General features: G+C 66.8%; 27 protein-coding genes. 1 reads left to right on the top strand and 26 read right to left on the bottom strand.

Annotated elements, in window-relative coordinates; all coding sequences use genetic code 11:
• Positions 1–140 precede the first annotated feature (140 nt).
• Entirely contained in the window at positions 141–461 is a 321-nt protein-coding gene (locus ACFU3E_RS02435) for a hypothetical protein (RefSeq protein ID WP_384150800.1), read from the bottom strand.
• 74 nt (positions 462–535) lie between these two features.
• Between ACFU3E_RS02435 and ACFU3E_RS02440 the strand changes: the two genes are divergently transcribed.
• The gene (locus ACFU3E_RS02440; RefSeq protein WP_384150802.1) at positions 536–1,402 is read left to right on the top strand and encodes a hypothetical protein; all 867 of its coding nucleotides are present in this window, start codon (positions 536–538) and stop codon (positions 1,400–1,402) included.
• A gap of 22 nt (positions 1,403–1,424) precedes the next feature.
• Here ACFU3E_RS02440 and truA read toward each other — a convergent pair whose 3' ends face one another.
• The 25 genes from truA to rplV form a co-directional block, all read right to left on the bottom strand.
• Positions 1,425–2,279, bottom strand: a complete 855-nt coding sequence (gene truA, locus ACFU3E_RS02445) for a tRNA pseudouridine(38-40) synthase TruA (protein ID WP_384150805.1) — start codon at positions 2,277–2,279, stop codon at positions 1,425–1,427.
• 113 nt (positions 2,280–2,392) lie between these two features.
• Positions 2,393–2,869: a 50S ribosomal protein L17 gene (gene rplQ / locus ACFU3E_RS02450; RefSeq protein ID WP_384150807.1), complete on the bottom strand. Its 477-nt coding sequence runs from the start codon at positions 2,867–2,869 to the stop codon at positions 2,393–2,395.
• A 162-nt stretch (positions 2,870–3,031) separates the two neighbouring features.
• On the bottom strand, positions 3,032–4,054 hold the full coding sequence (locus ACFU3E_RS02455) for a DNA-directed RNA polymerase subunit alpha (protein ID WP_003966937.1): 1,023 nt from the start codon (positions 4,052–4,054) through the stop codon (positions 3,032–3,034).
• 158 nt (positions 4,055–4,212) lie between these two features.
• Positions 4,213–4,617 (bottom strand): 30S ribosomal protein S11, encoded by a 405-nt coding sequence (gene rpsK, locus ACFU3E_RS02460; protein WP_003956432.1) that lies wholly within the window; start codon positions 4,615–4,617, stop codon positions 4,213–4,215.
• A gap of 64 nt (positions 4,618–4,681) precedes the next feature.
• A complete protein-coding gene (rpsM, locus tag ACFU3E_RS02465) occupies positions 4,682–5,062 on the bottom strand; it encodes a 30S ribosomal protein S13 (protein WP_004984507.1) in 381 nt (126 codons plus the stop codon).
• A gap of 187 nt (positions 5,063–5,249) precedes the next feature.
• Entirely contained in the window at positions 5,250–5,363 is a 114-nt protein-coding gene (rpmJ, locus tag ACFU3E_RS02470) for a 50S ribosomal protein L36 (protein WP_003974245.1), read from the bottom strand.
• A 56-nt stretch (positions 5,364–5,419) separates the two neighbouring features.
• A complete protein-coding gene (infA, locus tag ACFU3E_RS02475; protein WP_003948620.1) occupies positions 5,420–5,641 on the bottom strand; it encodes a translation initiation factor IF-1 in 222 nt (73 codons plus the stop codon).
• A gap of 233 nt (positions 5,642–5,874) precedes the next feature.
• Positions 5,875–6,711 carry a type I methionyl aminopeptidase gene (map, locus tag ACFU3E_RS02480; RefSeq protein ID WP_384150811.1) on the bottom strand — a complete coding sequence of 279 codons (837 nt, stop codon included), beginning with the start codon at positions 6,709–6,711 and terminating at the stop codon, positions 5,875–5,877.
• A 131-nt stretch (positions 6,712–6,842) separates the two neighbouring features.
• Positions 6,843–7,505, bottom strand: a complete 663-nt coding sequence (locus ACFU3E_RS02485) for an adenylate kinase (protein ID WP_031141311.1) — start codon at positions 7,503–7,505, stop codon at positions 6,843–6,845.
• Positions 7,505–8,818, bottom strand: a complete 1,314-nt coding sequence (secY, locus tag ACFU3E_RS02490; RefSeq protein WP_384150816.1) for a preprotein translocase subunit SecY — start codon at positions 8,816–8,818, stop codon at positions 7,505–7,507. Before secY ends, ACFU3E_RS02485 begins: the two co-directional genes overlap by 1 nt.
• 235 nt (positions 8,819–9,053) lie before the next feature.
• The gene (gene rplO, locus ACFU3E_RS02495; protein ID WP_031141307.1) at positions 9,054–9,509 is read right to left on the bottom strand and encodes a 50S ribosomal protein L15; all 456 of its coding nucleotides are present in this window, start codon (positions 9,507–9,509) and stop codon (positions 9,054–9,056) included.
• 2 nt (positions 9,510–9,511) lie between these two features.
• Positions 9,512–9,694 carry a 50S ribosomal protein L30 gene (gene rpmD / locus ACFU3E_RS02500; RefSeq protein WP_003974250.1) on the bottom strand — a complete coding sequence of 61 codons (183 nt, stop codon included), beginning with the start codon at positions 9,692–9,694 and terminating at the stop codon, positions 9,512–9,514.
• A 2-nt stretch (positions 9,695–9,696) separates the two neighbouring features.
• Positions 9,697–10,302 (bottom strand): 30S ribosomal protein S5, encoded by a 606-nt coding sequence (gene rpsE, locus ACFU3E_RS02505; protein ID WP_164332815.1) that lies wholly within the window; start codon positions 10,300–10,302, stop codon positions 9,697–9,699.
• A gap of 43 nt (positions 10,303–10,345) precedes the next feature.
• Positions 10,346–10,729 (bottom strand): 50S ribosomal protein L18, encoded by a 384-nt coding sequence (gene rplR, locus ACFU3E_RS02510; RefSeq protein WP_003992369.1) that lies wholly within the window; start codon positions 10,727–10,729, stop codon positions 10,346–10,348.
• A 3-nt stretch (positions 10,730–10,732) separates the two neighbouring features.
• Positions 10,733–11,272, bottom strand: a complete 540-nt coding sequence (gene rplF / locus ACFU3E_RS02515; RefSeq protein WP_030839651.1) for a 50S ribosomal protein L6 — start codon at positions 11,270–11,272, stop codon at positions 10,733–10,735.
• 24 nt (positions 11,273–11,296) lie between these two features.
• On the bottom strand, positions 11,297–11,695 hold the full coding sequence (gene rpsH, locus ACFU3E_RS02520; protein WP_030839654.1) for a 30S ribosomal protein S8: 399 nt from the start codon (positions 11,693–11,695) through the stop codon (positions 11,297–11,299).
• 213 nt (positions 11,696–11,908) lie between these two features.
• On the bottom strand, positions 11,909–12,094 hold the full coding sequence (locus tag ACFU3E_RS02525; RefSeq protein ID WP_003948630.1) for a type Z 30S ribosomal protein S14: 186 nt from the start codon (positions 12,092–12,094) through the stop codon (positions 11,909–11,911).
• Positions 12,095–12,099: 5 nt separating this feature from the next.
• Complete coding sequence (gene rplE / locus ACFU3E_RS02530) at positions 12,100–12,657, bottom strand: 50S ribosomal protein L5 (protein ID WP_384150823.1); 558 nt, start codon at positions 12,655–12,657, stop codon at positions 12,100–12,102.
• Positions 12,657–12,980, bottom strand: coding sequence for a 50S ribosomal protein L24 (rplX, locus tag ACFU3E_RS02535; protein WP_053674523.1), 324 nt, complete (start codon positions 12,978–12,980; stop codon positions 12,657–12,659). The genes rplE and rplX overlap by 1 nt, the downstream gene beginning before the upstream one ends.
• 2 nt (positions 12,981–12,982) lie before the next feature.
• Positions 12,983–13,351, bottom strand: coding sequence for a 50S ribosomal protein L14 (gene rplN, locus ACFU3E_RS02540; protein ID WP_041985720.1), 369 nt, complete (start codon positions 13,349–13,351; stop codon positions 12,983–12,985).
• Positions 13,352–13,455: 104 nt separating this feature from the next.
• Positions 13,456–13,743 (bottom strand): 30S ribosomal protein S17, encoded by a 288-nt coding sequence (gene rpsQ, locus ACFU3E_RS02545; protein WP_030839660.1) that lies wholly within the window; start codon positions 13,741–13,743, stop codon positions 13,456–13,458.
• On the bottom strand, positions 13,743–13,967 hold the full coding sequence (gene rpmC / locus ACFU3E_RS02550; protein WP_003974259.1) for a 50S ribosomal protein L29: 225 nt from the start codon (positions 13,965–13,967) through the stop codon (positions 13,743–13,745). The genes rpsQ and rpmC overlap by 1 nt, the downstream gene beginning before the upstream one ends.
• Positions 13,967–14,386 carry a 50S ribosomal protein L16 gene (gene rplP, locus ACFU3E_RS02555; RefSeq protein WP_003992362.1) on the bottom strand — a complete coding sequence of 140 codons (420 nt, stop codon included), beginning with the start codon at positions 14,384–14,386 and terminating at the stop codon, positions 13,967–13,969. Before rplP ends, rpmC begins: the two co-directional genes overlap by 1 nt.
• Positions 14,387–14,391: 5 nt before the next feature.
• A complete protein-coding gene (rpsC, locus tag ACFU3E_RS02560; protein WP_030233882.1) occupies positions 14,392–15,216 on the bottom strand; it encodes a 30S ribosomal protein S3 in 825 nt (274 codons plus the stop codon).
• Entirely contained in the window at positions 15,216–15,563 is a 348-nt protein-coding gene (gene rplV / locus ACFU3E_RS02565; protein ID WP_030839668.1) for a 50S ribosomal protein L22, read from the bottom strand. Before rplV ends, rpsC begins: the two co-directional genes overlap by 1 nt.
• Positions 15,564–15,593: the final 30 nt, after the last annotated feature.

The following is a 15,593-nucleotide window of genomic DNA, read 5'->3' on the forward strand; positions in this document are numbered from 1 at the left end:
GCGACGCATACCGCGTACGTGGGGTCGCTGGTCATCGGCCCGGTGGACCGGTGTAAGGGCCCGTCCCGTGAGAATGAGCAAGCCAATACACAACGAACAAGCAGAATACCGGGGTACACCACAAGGGTCAAAACGCGGTATCACCGCGGCCGCCCGATCACCGAGGCGAGCAGGACGGCACAGAACGTGACGGCCCTCCGCAGCGTCCGCCGCCGCAGCGGCCGTACATACGGAAACACCGACGAGAGCGCCACGTCGACGGCGACCGCGGCGCACCACCGCACCACGGATCCACCACGGCGCGGTCGACGGTACGCCCCCAGCACCCCCAGCGCCCCCACCACGGCCGACGGCCACACCCCGGCCGCGGGGGAAGGCCACGACACCAGGCACACCAGCAGCAGCACCGCGGGCAGCAGTCGCCCCAACCACCCGGAGATGCCGCTTTTGCCCGTGCGCATGGGAGGAACGCTAGGGGCTGGAGAGCCGATCCTGGCGGACCAGCACACCCCTCGTCCCGTCTAAGATGCGCCCCATGAGCTTTGGGCAGGGGGGACCTCAGTCCCAGTGGGATCCCTGGAAACCACAGTCGCAGCAGCCCTGGAACAGCGGGGGCGGCCAGTCTCCGGACTGGGCAGCGCTCGCTGAAGCCTCCGAGGCCCGCAACAAACGGCGACGGCTGCTGCTGATCGGCGGCGGCGCGTTCGCCACCGTCGCGATCGGCACCGCCGTCGCGGTGGCCGTGGTCTCGGCGGGCGGCGACAACCGGGGGAACCCGGCCTCCCTGCCGTCGACCGACATCCCGAGCCAGTCCGCCTCGGCCCCCTCGTTCGCCCCGACCAGCGCTCCTCCCCCGCTGGACCCGAAGGACTTCATCGCCAGCGCGAAGAAGGACAAGGCCCCGCTCAGCCCGGCCACCTTCTTCCCCGGCACCCAGCTGACCGAGGCCGGGACGCTGTACAAGAAGGGCCCCACCGCCGACACCCGGAACTGCGCCTCGGCGGCCGGCGGCACGCTCCCCAAGATCCTCACGGCGAACGACTGCACCCGCCTGATACGTGCCACCTACGTCAAGGACGGCATCGCGGTGACGGTCGGCGTGGCCGTCTTCGACACCGAGGCACAGGCCGTGAAGGCCAAGGGCCAGACCACCAAGAAGAGCTTCGTGAAGTCGCTCTCCGGCGGCGGTGTGAAGCCCTTCTGCGAATCCGGGGTCTGCCGCACGACCAGCAACTCCTACGGCCGGTACGCCTACTTCACCAATGCGGGCTTCACCAGCGGCAAGGACGTGACGCCCAAGGACACCGCGGTCTTCAAGACCGGGGACGACCTGGCCCAGTTCACGTTCGACCAGATCCGCCGCCGCGGCGAGGTCCAGGCCTCGGCCGCGGCCAACGGATAGGCGGCAGACGGACAGCAGGACGTCAGCAGCAGCCCGCCGACGGCAACGACCGCTTGTTCCGCGCCTCCTTGCTGCGCGCGGCGAGCAGGTCGTCGGCCGGGTAGCCGACCTCCTCCAGCGTCAGCCCGTGCGGCCGAACGACGTGCACGGCCGAGTCCCGTACGCCGGCCGCCAGCACCTTCGCCGGCCAGTCGGCGGGCCGGTGCCCGTCCCCCACGAACAGCAGCGCCCCGATGAGCGAGCGCACCATGTTGTGGCAGAAGGCGTCTGCCCGCACGGTGGCGGTGATGATCCCGTCGTCCCCGCGCACCAGGCTCAGCTCCTGGAGCGTGCGGATGGTGGTGGCGCCCTCGCGCTTCTTGCAGTAGGCGGCGAAGTCGTGCTCGCCCAGCAGCCCCCGGGCGGCCTCGTTCATGGCCGCCACGTCGAGGGGCCAGTCGTGCCACAGCACATGGCTGCGCAGCAGCGGGTCGACACCTCCGGGATTGTCGGTCACCCGGTACGCGTACCGCCTCCAGACCGCCGAGAAACGGGCGTTGAAGCCACTGGGCGCCTCTCTGAGGGCCCAGACCCGTACGTCCCGGGGCAGCCGGCCGGCGAGCCGCTTGAGCAGCTTCTGGTGGTGCTCGGCCCACACCTCACGCGGCAGGTCGACATGAGCGACCTGCCCCCGTGCGTGCACGCCCGCGTCGGTACGCCCCGCGACCGTCAGCTCATAGGTCTCCCGCGACCGTGTCACGGTCCGCAGGGCGTCCTCGATCTCCCCCTGCACGGTCCGCCGCCCACCGGCCTGCTTGGCCCACCCGGAGAACTCGCTCCCGTCGTACGACAGATCGAGCCGGACCCGGACGTGGCCGGGTGCTGCTTCATCACTCACTTCAGGATCCTCTCACCAACACAAAGGCGGGCCCGCCCCCCGTCAGGGGAACGGACCCGCCAACGCCCTTCAGGGGGCGCGGGGAACTGCGCGAGCAGCCCCCGGCGGAACGCTTACGCGTCCTTCGACTCCTCGGCGGGAGCCTCGGCGGCCTCGTCCTTCTTGAGGGCGTCTTCCTTGACCGCACGCTTGGTCGCGGCCTCGGCCTCGCCCGTCGCCTCCTGCGCCACCGTCAGCGCCTCGACCAGCTCGATGACAGCCATGGGCGCGTTGTCGCCACGGCGGTTACCGATCTTGGTGATGCGGGTGTAGCCACCCGGACGGTTCTCGTAGCGCGGGCCGATCTCGGTGAAGAGCGTGTGCACGATGCTCTTGTCCGTGATGACCTGGAGCACCTGACGGCGGTTGTGAAGGTCGCCCTTCTTCGCCTTGGTGACCAGACGCTCGGCGTACGGCCGCAGCTTGCGCGCCTTCGCCTCGGTGGTGGTGATCCGGCCGTGCTCGAAGAGCGACTTCGCGAGGTTCGCGAGCATCAGCTTCTCGTGCGCGGCGCTGCCGCCCATACGGGCACCCTTGGTGGGCTTCGGCATGGTGCTTCTCCTAGGTGTCTGCCCCGGCCGTACCAGGTACCGGGGTCAGTATCCGAGCAGGCGGTCGCCTGTCGGAGATCCGGGGCGTCCCCGAAGGGGCGCCCCGGAAGGGACGCGGGCAACTGCGCGACCAGCCACAGTCAGCCCGCAGTCGAGAACCGATCAGTACTGCTCGGTCTCGACAAAACCGGCGTCGGCGTCGTCATCGGCCCCGAAGGCGTCGGCCGCGGCCGTGGGGTCGAATCCGGGCGGGCTGTCCTTGAGGGCCAGGCCCATGCCGGCCAGCTTCGCCTTGACCTCGTCGATGGACTTCGCACCGAAGTTGCGAATGTCGAGGAGGTCCGCCTCGGAACGCGCCACGAGCTCACCCACGGAGTGGATGCCCTCACGCTTGAGGCAGTTGTACGAACGGACCGTGAGCTCGAGCTCCTCGATCGGCAGCGCCAGATCGGCGGCCAGGGCGGCGTCCGTGGGGGACGGGCCCATGTCGATGCCCTCGGCGTCGATGTTGAGCTCGCGGGCCAGGCCGAACAGCTCGACCAGGGTCTTGCCGGCGGACGCCATGGCGTCACGCGGGCGCATGGCCTGCTTGGTCTCGACGTCGACGATCAGCTTGTCGAAGTCGGTCCGCTGCTCGACACGCGTGGCCTCGACCTTGTACGTGACCTTGAGCACCGGCGAGTAGATGGAGTCGACCGGGATCCGGCCGATCTCCTGGCCGACCTGCTTGTTCTGCACGGCGGAGACGTAACCGCGGCCACGCTCGACCGTGAGCTCCATCTCCAGCTTGCCCTTGCCGTTGAGCGTGGCGAGGACCAGGTCGGGGTTGTGCACCTCGACACCGGCCGGGGGCGCGATGTCGGCGGCGGTGACCAGACCCGGGCCCTGCTTGCGCAGGTACATCACGACCGGCTCGTCGTGCTCCGAGGAGACGACCAGCTGCTTGATGTTGAGGATCAGGTCGGTGACGTCCTCCTTGACGCCCGGCACGGTGGTGAACTCGTGCAGCACGCCGTCGATGCGGATGGACGTGACCGCCGCACCCGGGATCGAGGACAGGAGGGTCCGGCGCAGGGAGTTGCCGAGGGTGTAACCGAAGCCCGGCTCCAGCGGCTCGATCACGAACCGGGAGCGGAATTCGTCGACGACCTCTTCGGTCAACGAGGGACGCTGAGCGATCAGCATGAAGTGAATCCTTCAGTCATGGGCACCCACTATTTGATGCCCTTGCCACCGGGCGGCAGCCCGATATGTGTTGCAGTTACAAGGGTACGGGCGATACAGCCCCGAAGAGCCATACCGCCCGAAAACCTCAAACCAAGCAGCCCGTCCGACCCGGAGGGTCAGACGCGACGGCGCTTCGGCGGACGGCAGCCGTTGTGCGGGGTGGGCGTGACGTCCTGGATCGAGCCGACCTCGAGGCCGGTCGCCTGCAGGGAGCGGATCGCGGTCTCACGACCGGAGCCCGGGCCCTTGACGAAGACGTCGACCTTGCGCATGCCGTGCTCCTGCGCGCGGCGGGCAGCCGACTCGGCGGCCATCTGCGCGGCGAACGGCGTGGACTTCCGCGAGCCCTTGAAGCCGACGTGGCCGGCGGAGGCCCAGGAGATCACGTTGCCGGACGGGTCCGTGATCGAGACGATCGTGTTGTTGAACGTGCTCTTGATGTGCGCGTGGCCGTGAGCGACGTTCTTCTTTTCCTTGCGGCGCACCTTCTTGGCAGCGCCCTGACGACCCTTGGGGGGCATCTATAACTCCTACGGGAGGTGGTCGGTCCTACAGCGAAGACCGTGGACAGTCGTCCGCTGTGGACTACTTCTTGCCCGGCTTCTTCTTGCCGGCGATGGCGCGACGCGGACCCTTGCGGGTACGAGCGTTGGTGCTGGTGCGCTGACCGCGGACGGGCAGACCACGACGGTGACGCAGACCCTGGTAGGTGCCGATCTCGACCTTGCGGCGGATGTCGGCCTGGATCTCGCGACGGAGGTCACCCTCGGTCTTGATGTTGTTGTCGACGTACTCGCGGATCGCGACCAGCTGCTCCTCGGAGAGGTCCCGAACACGGGTGTTCGGGTCCACGCCGGTGGCGGCCAGCGTCTGCTGGGAGAGGGTCCGGCCGATGCCGAACACGTAGGTGAGGGCGATCTCCACGCGCTTTTCGCGCGGGATGTCAACACCGGAAACGCGTGCCATTCAATGGCTCCAGTTACTTGACGGAGGTCTTCCACAGAACCGACTCCCAGCCGCCGTACGAGGTACGAACTGGGTCCCCGGCCTCCGACCGGGGGTGTCAGACCCGAGGGTCCGGGCTCTGCGTATGAACATATTCAGCTTGCGTCGCGCGAATCCCTGCGAGGAATGCAGAGGGATCGGTCGTGCGTCAGCCCTGGCGCTGCTTGTGGCGCGGGTTGTCGCAGATGACCATGACCCGGCCGTGACGGCGGATCACCCTGCACTTGTCGCAGATCTTCTTGACGCTCGGCTTGACCTTCATGGGTGAGGTTCTCCGGGTCAGTGCCACCACCCCGGAAGCCGGGGCGCGGGCAAGATCTACTTGTAGCGGTAGACGATCCGGCCACGCGTCAGGTCGTACGGAGACAGCTCCACCACGACCCGGTCGTCAGGGAGGATGCGGATGTAGTGCATGCGCATCTTGCCGCTGATGTGTGCCAGGACCTGGTGGCCGTTCTGGAGCTCGACCTTGAACATGGCGTTCGGAAGAGACTCGACGACAGTGCCCTCGATCTCGATGGCACCTTGCTTCTTGGCCACGCTTCGCCCTTCGAATCGACTACCTTGATCGACTCCGTGCGAGCGCATGCAGACATGCGGGTGCACCAGAGCCGACGAGTCAGTCTACGTCAGGGCCCTCTGAAACACGAATCGGGGAAGTCTGCCCCGGCGCGGAGAGCTTTAAGCGCCCTGCCAGGGCGCGGGGAACTGCGCGACCGGGCCCCCGCGGCCCGCAGCCGCCGACCGTCGCGACCACCCTCCCCGGAAGGCGCTCAGCCCAGCGGATCGGGAGCTGCCGTGATCCCCAGCTCCGCGAGCTTCGCCTTGCCCGCGTCGGGAGACGTCAGCACCAGCGGGCCCTCCTCCGTCAGGGCGACGGAGTGCTCCCAGTGCGACGACCACGTACCGTCCGTCGTGATGACGGTCCAGTCGTCCTCCAGGACCTCCGTCTTCGGCGTCCCCAGGGACACCATCGGCTCGATCGCGAGGCAGAAGCCGGGCACCAGCTTCGGGCCCTTGCCGCGCCGCCGGTCGACGTAGTTCAGCAGATGCGGGTCCATGTGCATCTCGGTCCCGATGCCGTGGCCGCCGTAGTCCTCGATGATCCCGTACTTGCCGCCGCCGGGCTTGGGCTGGCGGCGGATGTACGTCTCGATCGCCCGGGAGACGTCGACCAGGCGGTTGCCCTGCTTCATGGCGGCGATGCCGGCCCACATCGACTCCTCGGTCACCCGGGAGAGCTCGACCAGCTCCGGGGCGTGCCCGGAGCCCACGAAGGCCGTGTAGGCGGCGTCGCCGTGCCAGCCGTCGATGATCGCGCCGCAGTCGATGGAGATGACGTCCCCGTCCTTGAGGACGACGCCGTCGGACGGGATGCCATGGACGACGACCTCGTTCACCGACGTGCAGATCGTCGCCGGGAAGCCGCCGTAACCGAGGAAGTTCGGCTTGGCGTTGTGCTCGGCGAGGACCTTGCGGGCGACCTGGTCCAGATCCCTCGTCGTGGCCCCGGGCACGGCGGCCTCACGGGTCGCCGCGTGAATGGCGGCGACGACCAGCCCCGCCTCACGCATCTTGGCGATCTGCTCGGGGCTCTTGATCTGCACCATGGGGGCTACGGCCTTTCTGCACCTTCGGCGACAACGAACGTCTTCAACGATACGGGGCCGCACGCCCGGCCCCGCCCACACAGCAGCCGCGGCCCCCGAGGGGAACCGCGGCCGTAGCTGCGTACGGACGACTACTTGTCGTCCTCGCCACGCTTCAGCGCCTCCATGGCGCGTGTCGTGACGTCCTCCACCTTTCCGAGCGCCGAGATCGTGACCACCAGGCCCTGGGCCTTGTAGTAGTCGATGATCGGCTCGGTCTGGGTGTGGTAGACCTCCAGGCGCGTCCGGACCGTCTCCTCGGAGTCGTCGTTGCGCTGGTACAGCTCACCGCCACAGACGTCGCAGACGCCTTCCTTGGCCGGCTGCTTGTACGTCACGTGGAAGACGTGCGAGGAGTCGTTGCGGCAGATGCGGCGGCCGGCGATCCGCTTGACCACCTCGTCCTCCGGGACCTCCAGGTCCAGCACCGCGTCGAGCTGCATGCTCTCGGTCTCGAGCAGCTCGTCGAGCGCCTCGGCCTGCGACACATTGCGGGGGAAGCCGTCCAGCAGGAAACCGTTCTCGGCGTCCGGCTGCTCCATGCGGTCCTTCGCCATCGCGATGGTGACCTCGTCGGGCACGAGATTGCCCGCGTCCATGTAGGACTTCGCCAGTTTGCCGAGTTCCGTCTGCTGGCTGATGTTGGCCCGGAACAGGTCGCCCGTGGAGATGTGCGGGATCGACAGGTTCTTGGCCAGGAACGCGGCCTGCGTTCCCTTACCGGCACCCGGCGGCCCGACGAGGACGATACGCATCAGCGGAGGAACCCTTCGTAATTGCGCTGCTGGAGCTGGCTCTCGATCTGCTTCACGGTCTCGAGACCGACACCCACGATGATCAGGATGCTGGTCCCGCCGAACGGGAAGTTCTGGTTTGCCCCGAAACCAGCCAACGCCACTGTCGGCACGAGAGCGATCAGGCCCAGGTACAGCGAACCCGGCCAGGTGATCCGGTTGAGCACGTACGACAGGTACTCAGCGGTCGGTCGGCCAGCCCGGATGCCCGGGATGAAGCCACCATACTTCTTCATGTTGTCCGCGACTTCCTCGGGGTTGAACGAGATGGCCACGTAGAAGAAGGCGAAGAAGATGATCAGGAGGAAGTACAGGACCATGTGCATCGGGGCGTCCGGAAGCGCGAGATTCTTCTCGATCCAGGTCTTCCAGCCGGAGCTTCCACCGGCGAACTGCGCGATCAGCGCCGGGATGTAGAGCAGGGACGAGGCGAAGATCACAGGGATGATGCCGGCCTGGTTGACCTTCAGCGGAATGTACGTCGACGTACCGCCGTAGGACCGGCGGCCGATCATGCGCTTCGCGTACTGGACCGGGATGCGGCGCTGAGCCTGCTCGACGAAGACCACCAGGCCGATCACGACGAGGCCGATCACGATGACGGTGCCGAACTCGATCCAGCCGCCGGCCAGGGAGCCCTCCTGCTTGATGGCCCACAGGGCGGACGGGAAGGTGGCGGCGATCGAGATGAACATCAGGATCGACATGCCGTTGCCGATGCCGCGGTCGGTGATGAGCTCACCGAGCCACATCACGGTCGCCGTACCGGCGGTCATGGTGATGACCATGGTGACGGTGACGAAGATCGACTGGTCGGGGACGATCTGGCTGGCCACCGGGCAGCCCTGGAACAGCGCGCCGCTGCGGGCGGTGGCGACGAGGCCGGTGCCCTGGAGGATGGCGAGGGCGATCGTCAGGTAACGGGTGTACTGCGTGATCTTCGCCGTACCGGCCTGGCCCTCCTTCTTCAGGGCTTCCAGGCGCGGGATCACCACGGTCAGCAGCTGCAGAATGATGCTCGCCGTGATGTACGGCATGATGCCCAGCGCGAAGATCGTGATCTGCAGCAGCGCGCCGCCGCTGAACATGTTGACCAGACCGAAGAGGCCCTGGTTGGCCTGCGCATTGTCGATACAGGTCTGGACGTTCCGGTAGTCGACGCCCGGGATCGGGATGTGTGTACCCACCCGGTAGACCACGATGATGCCGAGCGTGAAGAGCAGCTTCTTGCGCAGGTCGGGCGTCTTGAACGCCCGGGCGAACGCGGTGAGCACGGTGCCTCCTGCGACCCCCGCGCAACTGCGTCAAGGGTGACGGTCTTGAGGTTCGACGAATAGGTAACGGTCAACTGCCGCTGAGAGTGCCCGAAGTGCAGCACCCAGTGAAAAGTGGGCAGTGCAGGCCACCTTACCGGCGAGACTGCCGCCCTAGGAACGACCAACCGGGGATACCCCATTTGTGGGGTATCCCCGGTCGGGATCGCTCAGGTCATCGAGACGCCTGTGGTGTTCAGACGAGCTCGGTGACGGAACCGCCGGCGGCGGTGATCTTCTCCTTGGCGGAGCCGGAGACGGCGTCGACCGTCACCTGCAGCGCCACGGAGATCTCGCCCTGGCCGAGGACCTTGACGAGGCTGTTCTTGCGAACGGCCCCCTTGGCCACCAGACCCTCGACGGTGACCTCGCCACCCTCGGGGTAGAGCGCGGCCAGCTTGTCGAGGTTCACGACCTGGAACTCGGTCTTGAACGGGTTCTTGAAGCCCTTCAGCTTCGGGAGACGCATGTGGAGGGGCATCTGGCCACCCTCGAAGCGCTCCGGAACCTGGTAACGGGCCTTCGTGCCCTTGGTACCACGACCGGCCGTCTTACCCTTCGACGCCTCACCACGACCGACACGGGTCTTGGCGGTCTTGGCGCCCGGGGCGGGACGGAGGTTGTGGATCTTGAGCGGGTTGTTCTCCGCCATGATCAGTCGACCTCCTCGACCGTCACGAGGTGGCGGACGGTGTGCACCATGCCGCGGAACTCGGGGCGGTCCTCCTTGACGACCTGCGTGTTGATGCCCTTGAGACCAAGGGAACGCAGGGTGTCACGGTGGTTCTGCTTGCTGCCGATGTAGGACTTGACCTGCGTAATCTTGAGCTGCGCCATGATTACGCACCCGCCCCGGCACGCGCACGGAGAAGAGCCGCGGGGGCGACGTCCTCGAGGGGCAGACCGCGGCGGGCCGCGATCTCCTCGGGACGCTGCAGGCCCCTCAGGGCCTCCACGGTCGCGTGCACGATGTTGATCGCGTTGTCGGAGCCGAGCGACTTCGACAGCACGTCGTGGATACCGGCGCACTCGAGCACGGCACGCACCGGACCACCGGCGATCACACCGGTACCGGGCGACGCGGGCTTCAGCAGCACGACGCCGGCAGCCTTCTCACCCTGGATGGGGTGCGGGATGGTGCCCTGGATGCGGGGGACCTTGAAGAAGTGCTTCTTGGCCTCCTCAACGCCCTTGGCGATGGCGGCCGGCACCTCCTTGGCCTTGCCGTATCCGACACCCACGGTGCCGTCACCGTCGCCCACCACGACCAGCGCGGTGAAGCTGAAGCGACGACCACCCTTCACAACCTTGGCGACGCGGTTGATCGCGACGACGCGCTCAACGTACGCGGTCTTCTCGGCGGCAGCTGCGCCGCCGTCACGGCCCTTCCGGTCCCGCCGCTCGCCGCCACCGGCACCGCCACCGCGGCGCTGGGGTCCAGCCATTGGAATTACCTCTCTCTGTCTCCGCTAGCTACGGAACCAGGACTCAGAACTTGAGTCCGGCCTCGCGGGCGGCGTCCGCCAGGGCGGCGATGCGCCCCGCGTACTGGTTACCACCACGGTCGAACACGACGGCCTCGACACCGGCGGCCTTGGCACGCTCGGCGACCAGGGCGCCGACCTGCTTGGCCTGCGCGGACTTGTCGCCCTCGCCACCGCGGATCGAGCTGTCCAGGGTGGACGCCGACGCAAGGGTGTGACCCTTGATGTCGTCGATCACCTGGGCCACGATGTGGCGGTTCGAGCGGGTAACGACCAGACGCGGACGCTCCGCCGTACCGTTGATGTGCTTACGGATCCGGATGTGGCGGCGCTTGATCGCGGCGCGCTTGTAGGCGTCGCCCTTAAGGATCTTCTGTCCGTATGCCATGGCTTACTTACCCGCCTTTCCGACCTTGCGGCGGATGACTTCGCCCTCGTACTTGACGCCCTTGGCCTTGTACGGGTCGGGCTTGCGCAGCTTGCGGATGTTGGCCGCAACCTCGCCGACCTTCTGCTTGTCGATGCCCTCGACCGAGAAACGGGTCGGGGACTCCACCTTGAAGGTGATGCCCTCGGGGGCCTCGACCAGGATCGGGTGGCTGTAGCCCAGGGAGAACTCCAGGTTGGAGCCCTTGGCCACGACACGGTAACCGACACCGCTGATTTCGAGCTTCTTGACGTATCCCGTGGTCACACCGGTGATCATGTTCGCCACCAGCGTGCGGGACAGGCCGTGCAGGGCCTTGCTCTGCCGCTCGTCGTTGGGCCGGAGCACCTGAAGGGTGCCGTCCTCGGCCTTGGCGATGTCGATCGGCGCGATGACGGTGTGGGTCAGTTCGCCCTTGGGGCCCTTGACCGCGACCGTACGGCCGTCGATGGTGACGTCCACGCCGGCGGGAACCGGGATGGGGAGCTTGCCGATACGCGACATTGCTGTCTCTCCTCCGTTCCCGAATTACCAGACGTAGGCGAGGACTTCCCCACCCACGCCCTTCTTCTGCGCCTGCTTGTCGGTCAGGAGCCCGTGCGACGTGGAGATGATGGCCACGCCCAGGCCGCCCAGAACCTTCGGCAGGTTGGTGGACTTCGCGTACACCCGGAGACCGGGCTTGGAGATCCGCTTGATGCCCGCGATGGAGCGCTCACGGTTGGGGCCGAACTTCAGCTCCAGGACGAGGTTCTTGCCGACCTCGGCGTCCTCGACCTTCCAGCCCGTGATGAAGCCCTCCTGCTGGAGGATCTCCGCGATGTGCGACTTGATCTTCGATGCCGGCATCGTCACGGAGTCGTGGTATGCCGAGTTCGCGTTCCGCAGACGGGTCAGCATGTCTGCGATCGGATCAGTCATGGTCATGAATTGGCCTTCGGCCTCTCTCGCCGGGGTTTCCTGGTGCGCCATCCCTCTCCCCGATCCGAGACGGGACGGGTGCGGCGCGGTGGACCTACGGCGTAGTAAGTCGTAAGGGCGGCGGCAGACGCCCAACCCCACAAGCCTAAGGCATGCGAGCTGGACGTCCTGCCGCCCCAGATGCTTACCGAGAGCCCTGCGAATCCCTTATTTGGGGGATTACCAGGAGCTCTTGGTCACGCCCGGCAGCTCGCCACGGTGAGCCATCTCACGAAGGCACACGCGGCAGAGGCCGAACTTGCGGTACACGGAGTGCGGGCGGCCGCAGCGCTGGCAGCGGGTGTAGCCACGCACACCGAACTTGGGCTTGCGAGCAGCCTTAGCGATCAGAGCCTTCTTCGCCATCTCGCTCACGCCTCCTTGAAGGGGAAGCCGAGGTGACGAAGGAGCGCGCGGCCCTCAGCGTCGTTGGTCGCCGTGGTCACCACGGTGATGTCCATACCCCGGGTGCGGTCGATCTTGTCCTGGTCGATCTCGTGGAACATGACCTGCTCCGTGAGACCGAAGGTGTAGTTGCCACGGCCGTCGAACTGCTTGGGGGACAGGCCGCGGAAGTCGCGGATGCGCGGCAGCGCGAGCGACAGGGTGCGGTCCAGGAACTCCCACATGCGGTCGCCACGGAGCGTGACGTGGGCACCGATCGGCTGGCCCTCACGCAGCTTGAACTGCGCGATGGACTTGCGGGCCTTGGTGACGGCCGGCTTCTGACCGGTGATCGTGGTGAGGTCCTTGATGGCACCCTCGATCAGCTTGGAGTCGCGGGCGGCGTCGCCCACACCCATGTTGACCACGATCTTGACGAGACCGGGGATCTGCATGACGTTCTCGTACTGGAACTCGTCACGCAGCTTGCCCGTGATCTCGTCACGGTACTTCTGCTTCAGACGCGGGCTGGTGGTGGTCGTCATCAGATGTCCTCACCCGTCCGCTTGGCAACGCGGATCTTGTTGCCTTCGTCGTCGAAGCGGTAACCGACGCGGGTCACGACCTTGTTGCCGTCCTTCTCCACGACCAGCTGGACGTTGGAGACGTGGATCGGCGCCTCGGTGGTGACGATGCCGCCGGCCTGCGAACCGCGAGCCGTCGGACCGGCCTTGGTGTGCTTCTTGACCCGGTTGACACCCTCGACCAGGACACGCTCGTCGCGCGGGTAAGCGGCGATGACCTTGCCCTGCTTGCCCTTGTCCTTACCGGTGATGACCTGGACCAGGTCGCCCTTCTTGATCTTCATGCTCACAGCACCTCCGGCGCGAGGGAGATGATCTTCATGAACTTCTTCTCGCGCAGCTCACGGCCGACCGGGCCGAAGATACGGGTGCCACGAGGGTCGCCGTCGTTCTTGAGAATGACAGCGGCGTTCTCGTCGAAGCGGATGTACGAGCCGTCCGGACGGCGGCGCTCCTTGACGGTGCGAACGATGACGGCCTTGACGACGTCACCCTTCTTCACGTTGCCACCGGGGATCGCGTCCTTGACGGTGGCGACGATGACGTCACCGACACCCGCGTAGCGGCGACCGGAGCCACCGAGCACACGGATGCAAAGGATCTCCTTCGCACCAGTGTTGTCGGCGACACGCAGTCGCGACTCCTGCTGGATCACGTCTATCTCCTGATTGTCTGCCGGTTCCCGGGGAGAGGCGTGAATGACTCACGCTTCTCCCCGAGCCTGGCGGAACGGTGCCTAGGGGGTCCCCCTAGGAGGGATTACTTGGCCTTCTCGAGGATCTCGACGACGCGCCAGCGCTTGGTCGCGGACAGCGGCCGGGTCTCCATGAGGAGGACGCGGTCGCCGACACCCGCGGCGTTCTGCTCGTCGTGGGCCTTGAGCTTGCTCGTACGGCGGATGACCTTGCCGTACAGCGCGTGCTTGACGCGGTCCTCGACGGCGACGACGACGGTCTTGTCCATCTTGTCGCTGACGACCAGACCCTCGCGGGTCTTGCGGAAACCGCGGTCCGTCTTGGTCTCTTCAGTCACGTTGCTCTCGCTCATCAGGCGCTCTCCACCGTCTCGATGCCCAGCTCGCGCTCACGCATCAGGGTGTAGATCCGCGCGATGTCCTTGCGGACGGCCTTGAGCCGCCCGTGGTTCTCGAGCTGGCCCGTCGCCGCCTGGAAGCGGAGGTTGAACAGCTCTTCCTTGGCCTCGCGGAGCTTCGCGAGAAGCTCCTCGTTGCCCAGCTCGCGCAGCTCCGACGCCTTGGTACCGGCCGACATCACGCTTCACCTGCCTCGCGCTTGACGATCTTGCACTTCATCGGCAGCTTGTGAGCCGCACGGGTCAGGGCCTCGCGCGCGATCTTCTCGTTGGGGTACGACAGCTCGAACATCACACGTCCGGGCTTGACGTTGGCGATCCACCACTCAGGAGAACCCTTACCGGAACCCATGCGGGTCTCGGCGGGCTTCTTGGTGAGGGGGCGGTCCGGGTAGATGTTGATCCAGACCTTGCCGCCACGCTTGATGTGGCGGGTCATGGCGATACGAGCGGCCTCGATCTGACGGTTCGTCACATACGCCGGGGTCAGCGCCTGGATGCCGTACTCGCCGAACGCGACCTGCGTGCCACCCTTGGACATGCCGTTGCGCTTGGGGTGGTGCTGCTTGCGGTGCTTGACCCTACGGGGGATCAGCATGACGGTCAGGCCTCCGTTCCGGTGCTCTCAGCCGGAGCGGCGGACGCGGGAGCCTCGGCCTTGGGGGCCTCGGAACCAGCGGCCTGCTGCGGCTTGCGACCGCGCCGCTCGCCACCACGGCCACCACGGGCCGGGCGGTCGGCACCACCGCGGGCCGGGCGGTTACCCGCACGGGCCGCAGCGTTCTCGGCGCGGACCTCGGCGATGTTCTTGACGTCGCCCTTGTAGATCCAGACCTTCACGCCGATGCGGCCGAAGGTCGTCTTGGCCTCGAAGAAGCCGTAGTCCACGTTCGCGCGGAGCGTGTGCAGGGGCACGCGGCCCTCGCGGTAGAACTCCGAGCGGGACATCTCGGCGCCACCGAGGCGGCCACCGCACTGGATCTTGATGCCCTTGGCGCCGGCCTTCATCGCCGACTGCATGCTCTTACGCATGGCGCGGCGGAAGGAGACGCGGGAGGAGAGCTGCTCGGCCACGGCCTGGGCAACCAGCTGAGCGTCGGTCTCGGGGTTCTTGACCTCGAGGATGTTCAGCTGGACCTGCTTGCCCGTGAGCTTCTCGAGGTCACCGCGGATGCGGTCGGCCTCGGCGCCACGGCGGCCGATGACGATGCCCGGACGAGCGGTGTGGATGTCCACACGCACGCGGTCACGGGTGCGCTCGATCTCGACCTTGGAGATGCCGGCGCGCTCCATGCCGGACGTCATCATCCGACGGATGGCGACGTCTTCCTTGACGTAGTCCTTGTACAGCTTGTCGGCGTACCAACGCGACTTGAAGTCGGTCGTGACACCGAGCCGGAACCCGTGCGGGTTTACCTTCTGGCCCATTACCGGGTTCCTTCCTTGCTGCTGACGACCACGGTGATGTGGCTGGTCCGCTTGCGGATCCGGTAGGCACGGCCCTGGGCGCGCGGACGGAACCGCTTCAGGGTCGGGCCCTCGTCGACGTAGGCCTCGGAGACGAAGAGGCTGTCGACATCGGTGTGGTCGTAGTTGTGCGCGGCGTTGGCGATGGCGCTGTCCAGCACCTTGCCCACCGGCTGGCTCGCGGCCTGCGGGGCGAAACGCAGGACCGCCTGAGCCTCCGTGGCGTTGAGGCCACGGATGAGGTCCACCACACGGCGGGCCTTCATGGGCGTGACGCGGATGTACCGCGCCTGGGCCCTGGCTTCCATGGTTGTCCTTCCAGTGTCTGTCATGGTCAT

It is taken from the genome of Streptomyces sp. NPDC057424 (assembly GCF_042803315.1).
In the GTDB taxonomy this organism is placed as follows: Bacteria; Actinomycetota; Actinomycetes; order Streptomycetales; family Streptomycetaceae; genus Streptomyces.

Bases quoted from the DNA above. Each gene is read 5' to 3' on its own strand.
- ACFU3E_RS02435 (WP_384150800.1), bottom strand. From the start codon at position 461: ATGCGCACGGGCAAAAGCGGCATCTCCGGGTGGTTGGGGCGACTGCTG.
- ACFU3E_RS02440 (WP_384150802.1), top strand. From the start codon at position 536: ATGAGCTTTGGGCAGGGGGGACCTCAGTCCCAGTGGGATCCCTGGAAA.
- rplQ (WP_384150807.1), bottom strand. From the start codon at position 2,869: ATGCCGAAGCCCACCAAGGGTGCCCGTATGGGCGGCAGCGCCGCGCAC.
- ACFU3E_RS02455 (WP_003966937.1), bottom strand. From the start codon at position 4,054: ATGCTGATCGCTCAGCGTCCCTCGTTGACCGAAGAGGTCGTCGACGAA.
- rpsK (WP_003956432.1), bottom strand. From the start codon at position 4,617: ATGCCCCCCAAGGGTCGTCAGGGCGCTGCCAAGAAGGTGCGCCGCAAG.
- rpsM (WP_004984507.1), bottom strand. From the start codon at position 5,062: ATGGCACGCGTTTCCGGTGTTGACATCCCGCGCGAAAAGCGCGTGGAG.
- rpmJ (WP_003974245.1), bottom strand. From the start codon at position 5,363: ATGAAGGTCAAGCCGAGCGTCAAGAAGATCTGCGACAAGTGCAGGGTG.
- map (WP_384150811.1), bottom strand. From the start codon at position 6,711: ATGGTGCAGATCAAGAGCCCCGAGCAGATCGCCAAGATGCGTGAGGCG.
- ACFU3E_RS02485 (WP_031141311.1), bottom strand. From the start codon at position 7,505: ATGCGTATCGTCCTCGTCGGGCCGCCGGGTGCCGGTAAGGGAACGCAG.
- rplO (WP_031141307.1), bottom strand. From the start codon at position 9,509: ATGGCGGAGAACAACCCGCTCAAGATCCACAACCTCCGTCCCGCCCCG.
- rpmD (WP_003974250.1), bottom strand. From the start codon at position 9,694: ATGGCGCAGCTCAAGATTACGCAGGTCAAGTCCTACATCGGCAGCAAG.
- rpsE (WP_164332815.1), bottom strand. From the start codon at position 10,302: ATGGCTGGACCCCAGCGCCGCGGTGGCGGTGCCGGTGGCGGCGAGCGG.
- rplR (WP_003992369.1), bottom strand. From the start codon at position 10,729: ATGGCATACGGACAGAAGATCCTTAAGGGCGACGCCTACAAGCGCGCC.
- rplF (WP_030839651.1), bottom strand. From the start codon at position 11,272: ATGTCGCGTATCGGCAAGCTCCCCATCCCGGTTCCCGCCGGCGTGGAC.
- rpsH (WP_030839654.1), bottom strand. From the start codon at position 11,695: ATGACCATGACTGATCCGATCGCAGACATGCTGACCCGTCTGCGGAAC.
- ACFU3E_RS02525 (WP_003948630.1), bottom strand. From the start codon at position 12,094: ATGGCGAAGAAGGCTCTGATCGCTAAGGCTGCTCGCAAGCCCAAGTTC.
- rplE (WP_384150823.1), bottom strand. From the start codon at position 12,657: ATGACGACCACCACCAGCCCGCGTCTGAAGCAGAAGTACCGTGACGAG.
- rplX (WP_053674523.1), bottom strand. From the start codon at position 12,980: ATGAAGATCAAGAAGGGCGACCTGGTCCAGGTCATCACCGGTAAGGAC.
- rpsQ (WP_030839660.1), bottom strand. From the start codon at position 13,743: ATGAGCGAGAGCAACGTGACTGAAGAGACCAAGACGGACCGCGGTTTC.
- rpmC (WP_003974259.1), bottom strand. From the start codon at position 13,967: ATGTCGGCCGGTACCAAGGCGTCGGAGCTGCGCGAGCTGGGCAACGAG.
- rplP (WP_003992362.1), bottom strand. From the start codon at position 14,386: ATGCTGATCCCCCGTAGGGTCAAGCACCGCAAGCAGCACCACCCCAAG.
- rpsC (WP_030233882.1), bottom strand. From the start codon at position 15,216: ATGGGCCAGAAGGTAAACCCGCACGGGTTCCGGCTCGGTGTCACGACC.
- rplV (WP_030839668.1), bottom strand. From the start codon at position 15,563: ATGGAAGCCAGGGCCCAGGCGCGGTACATCCGCGTCACGCCCATGAAG.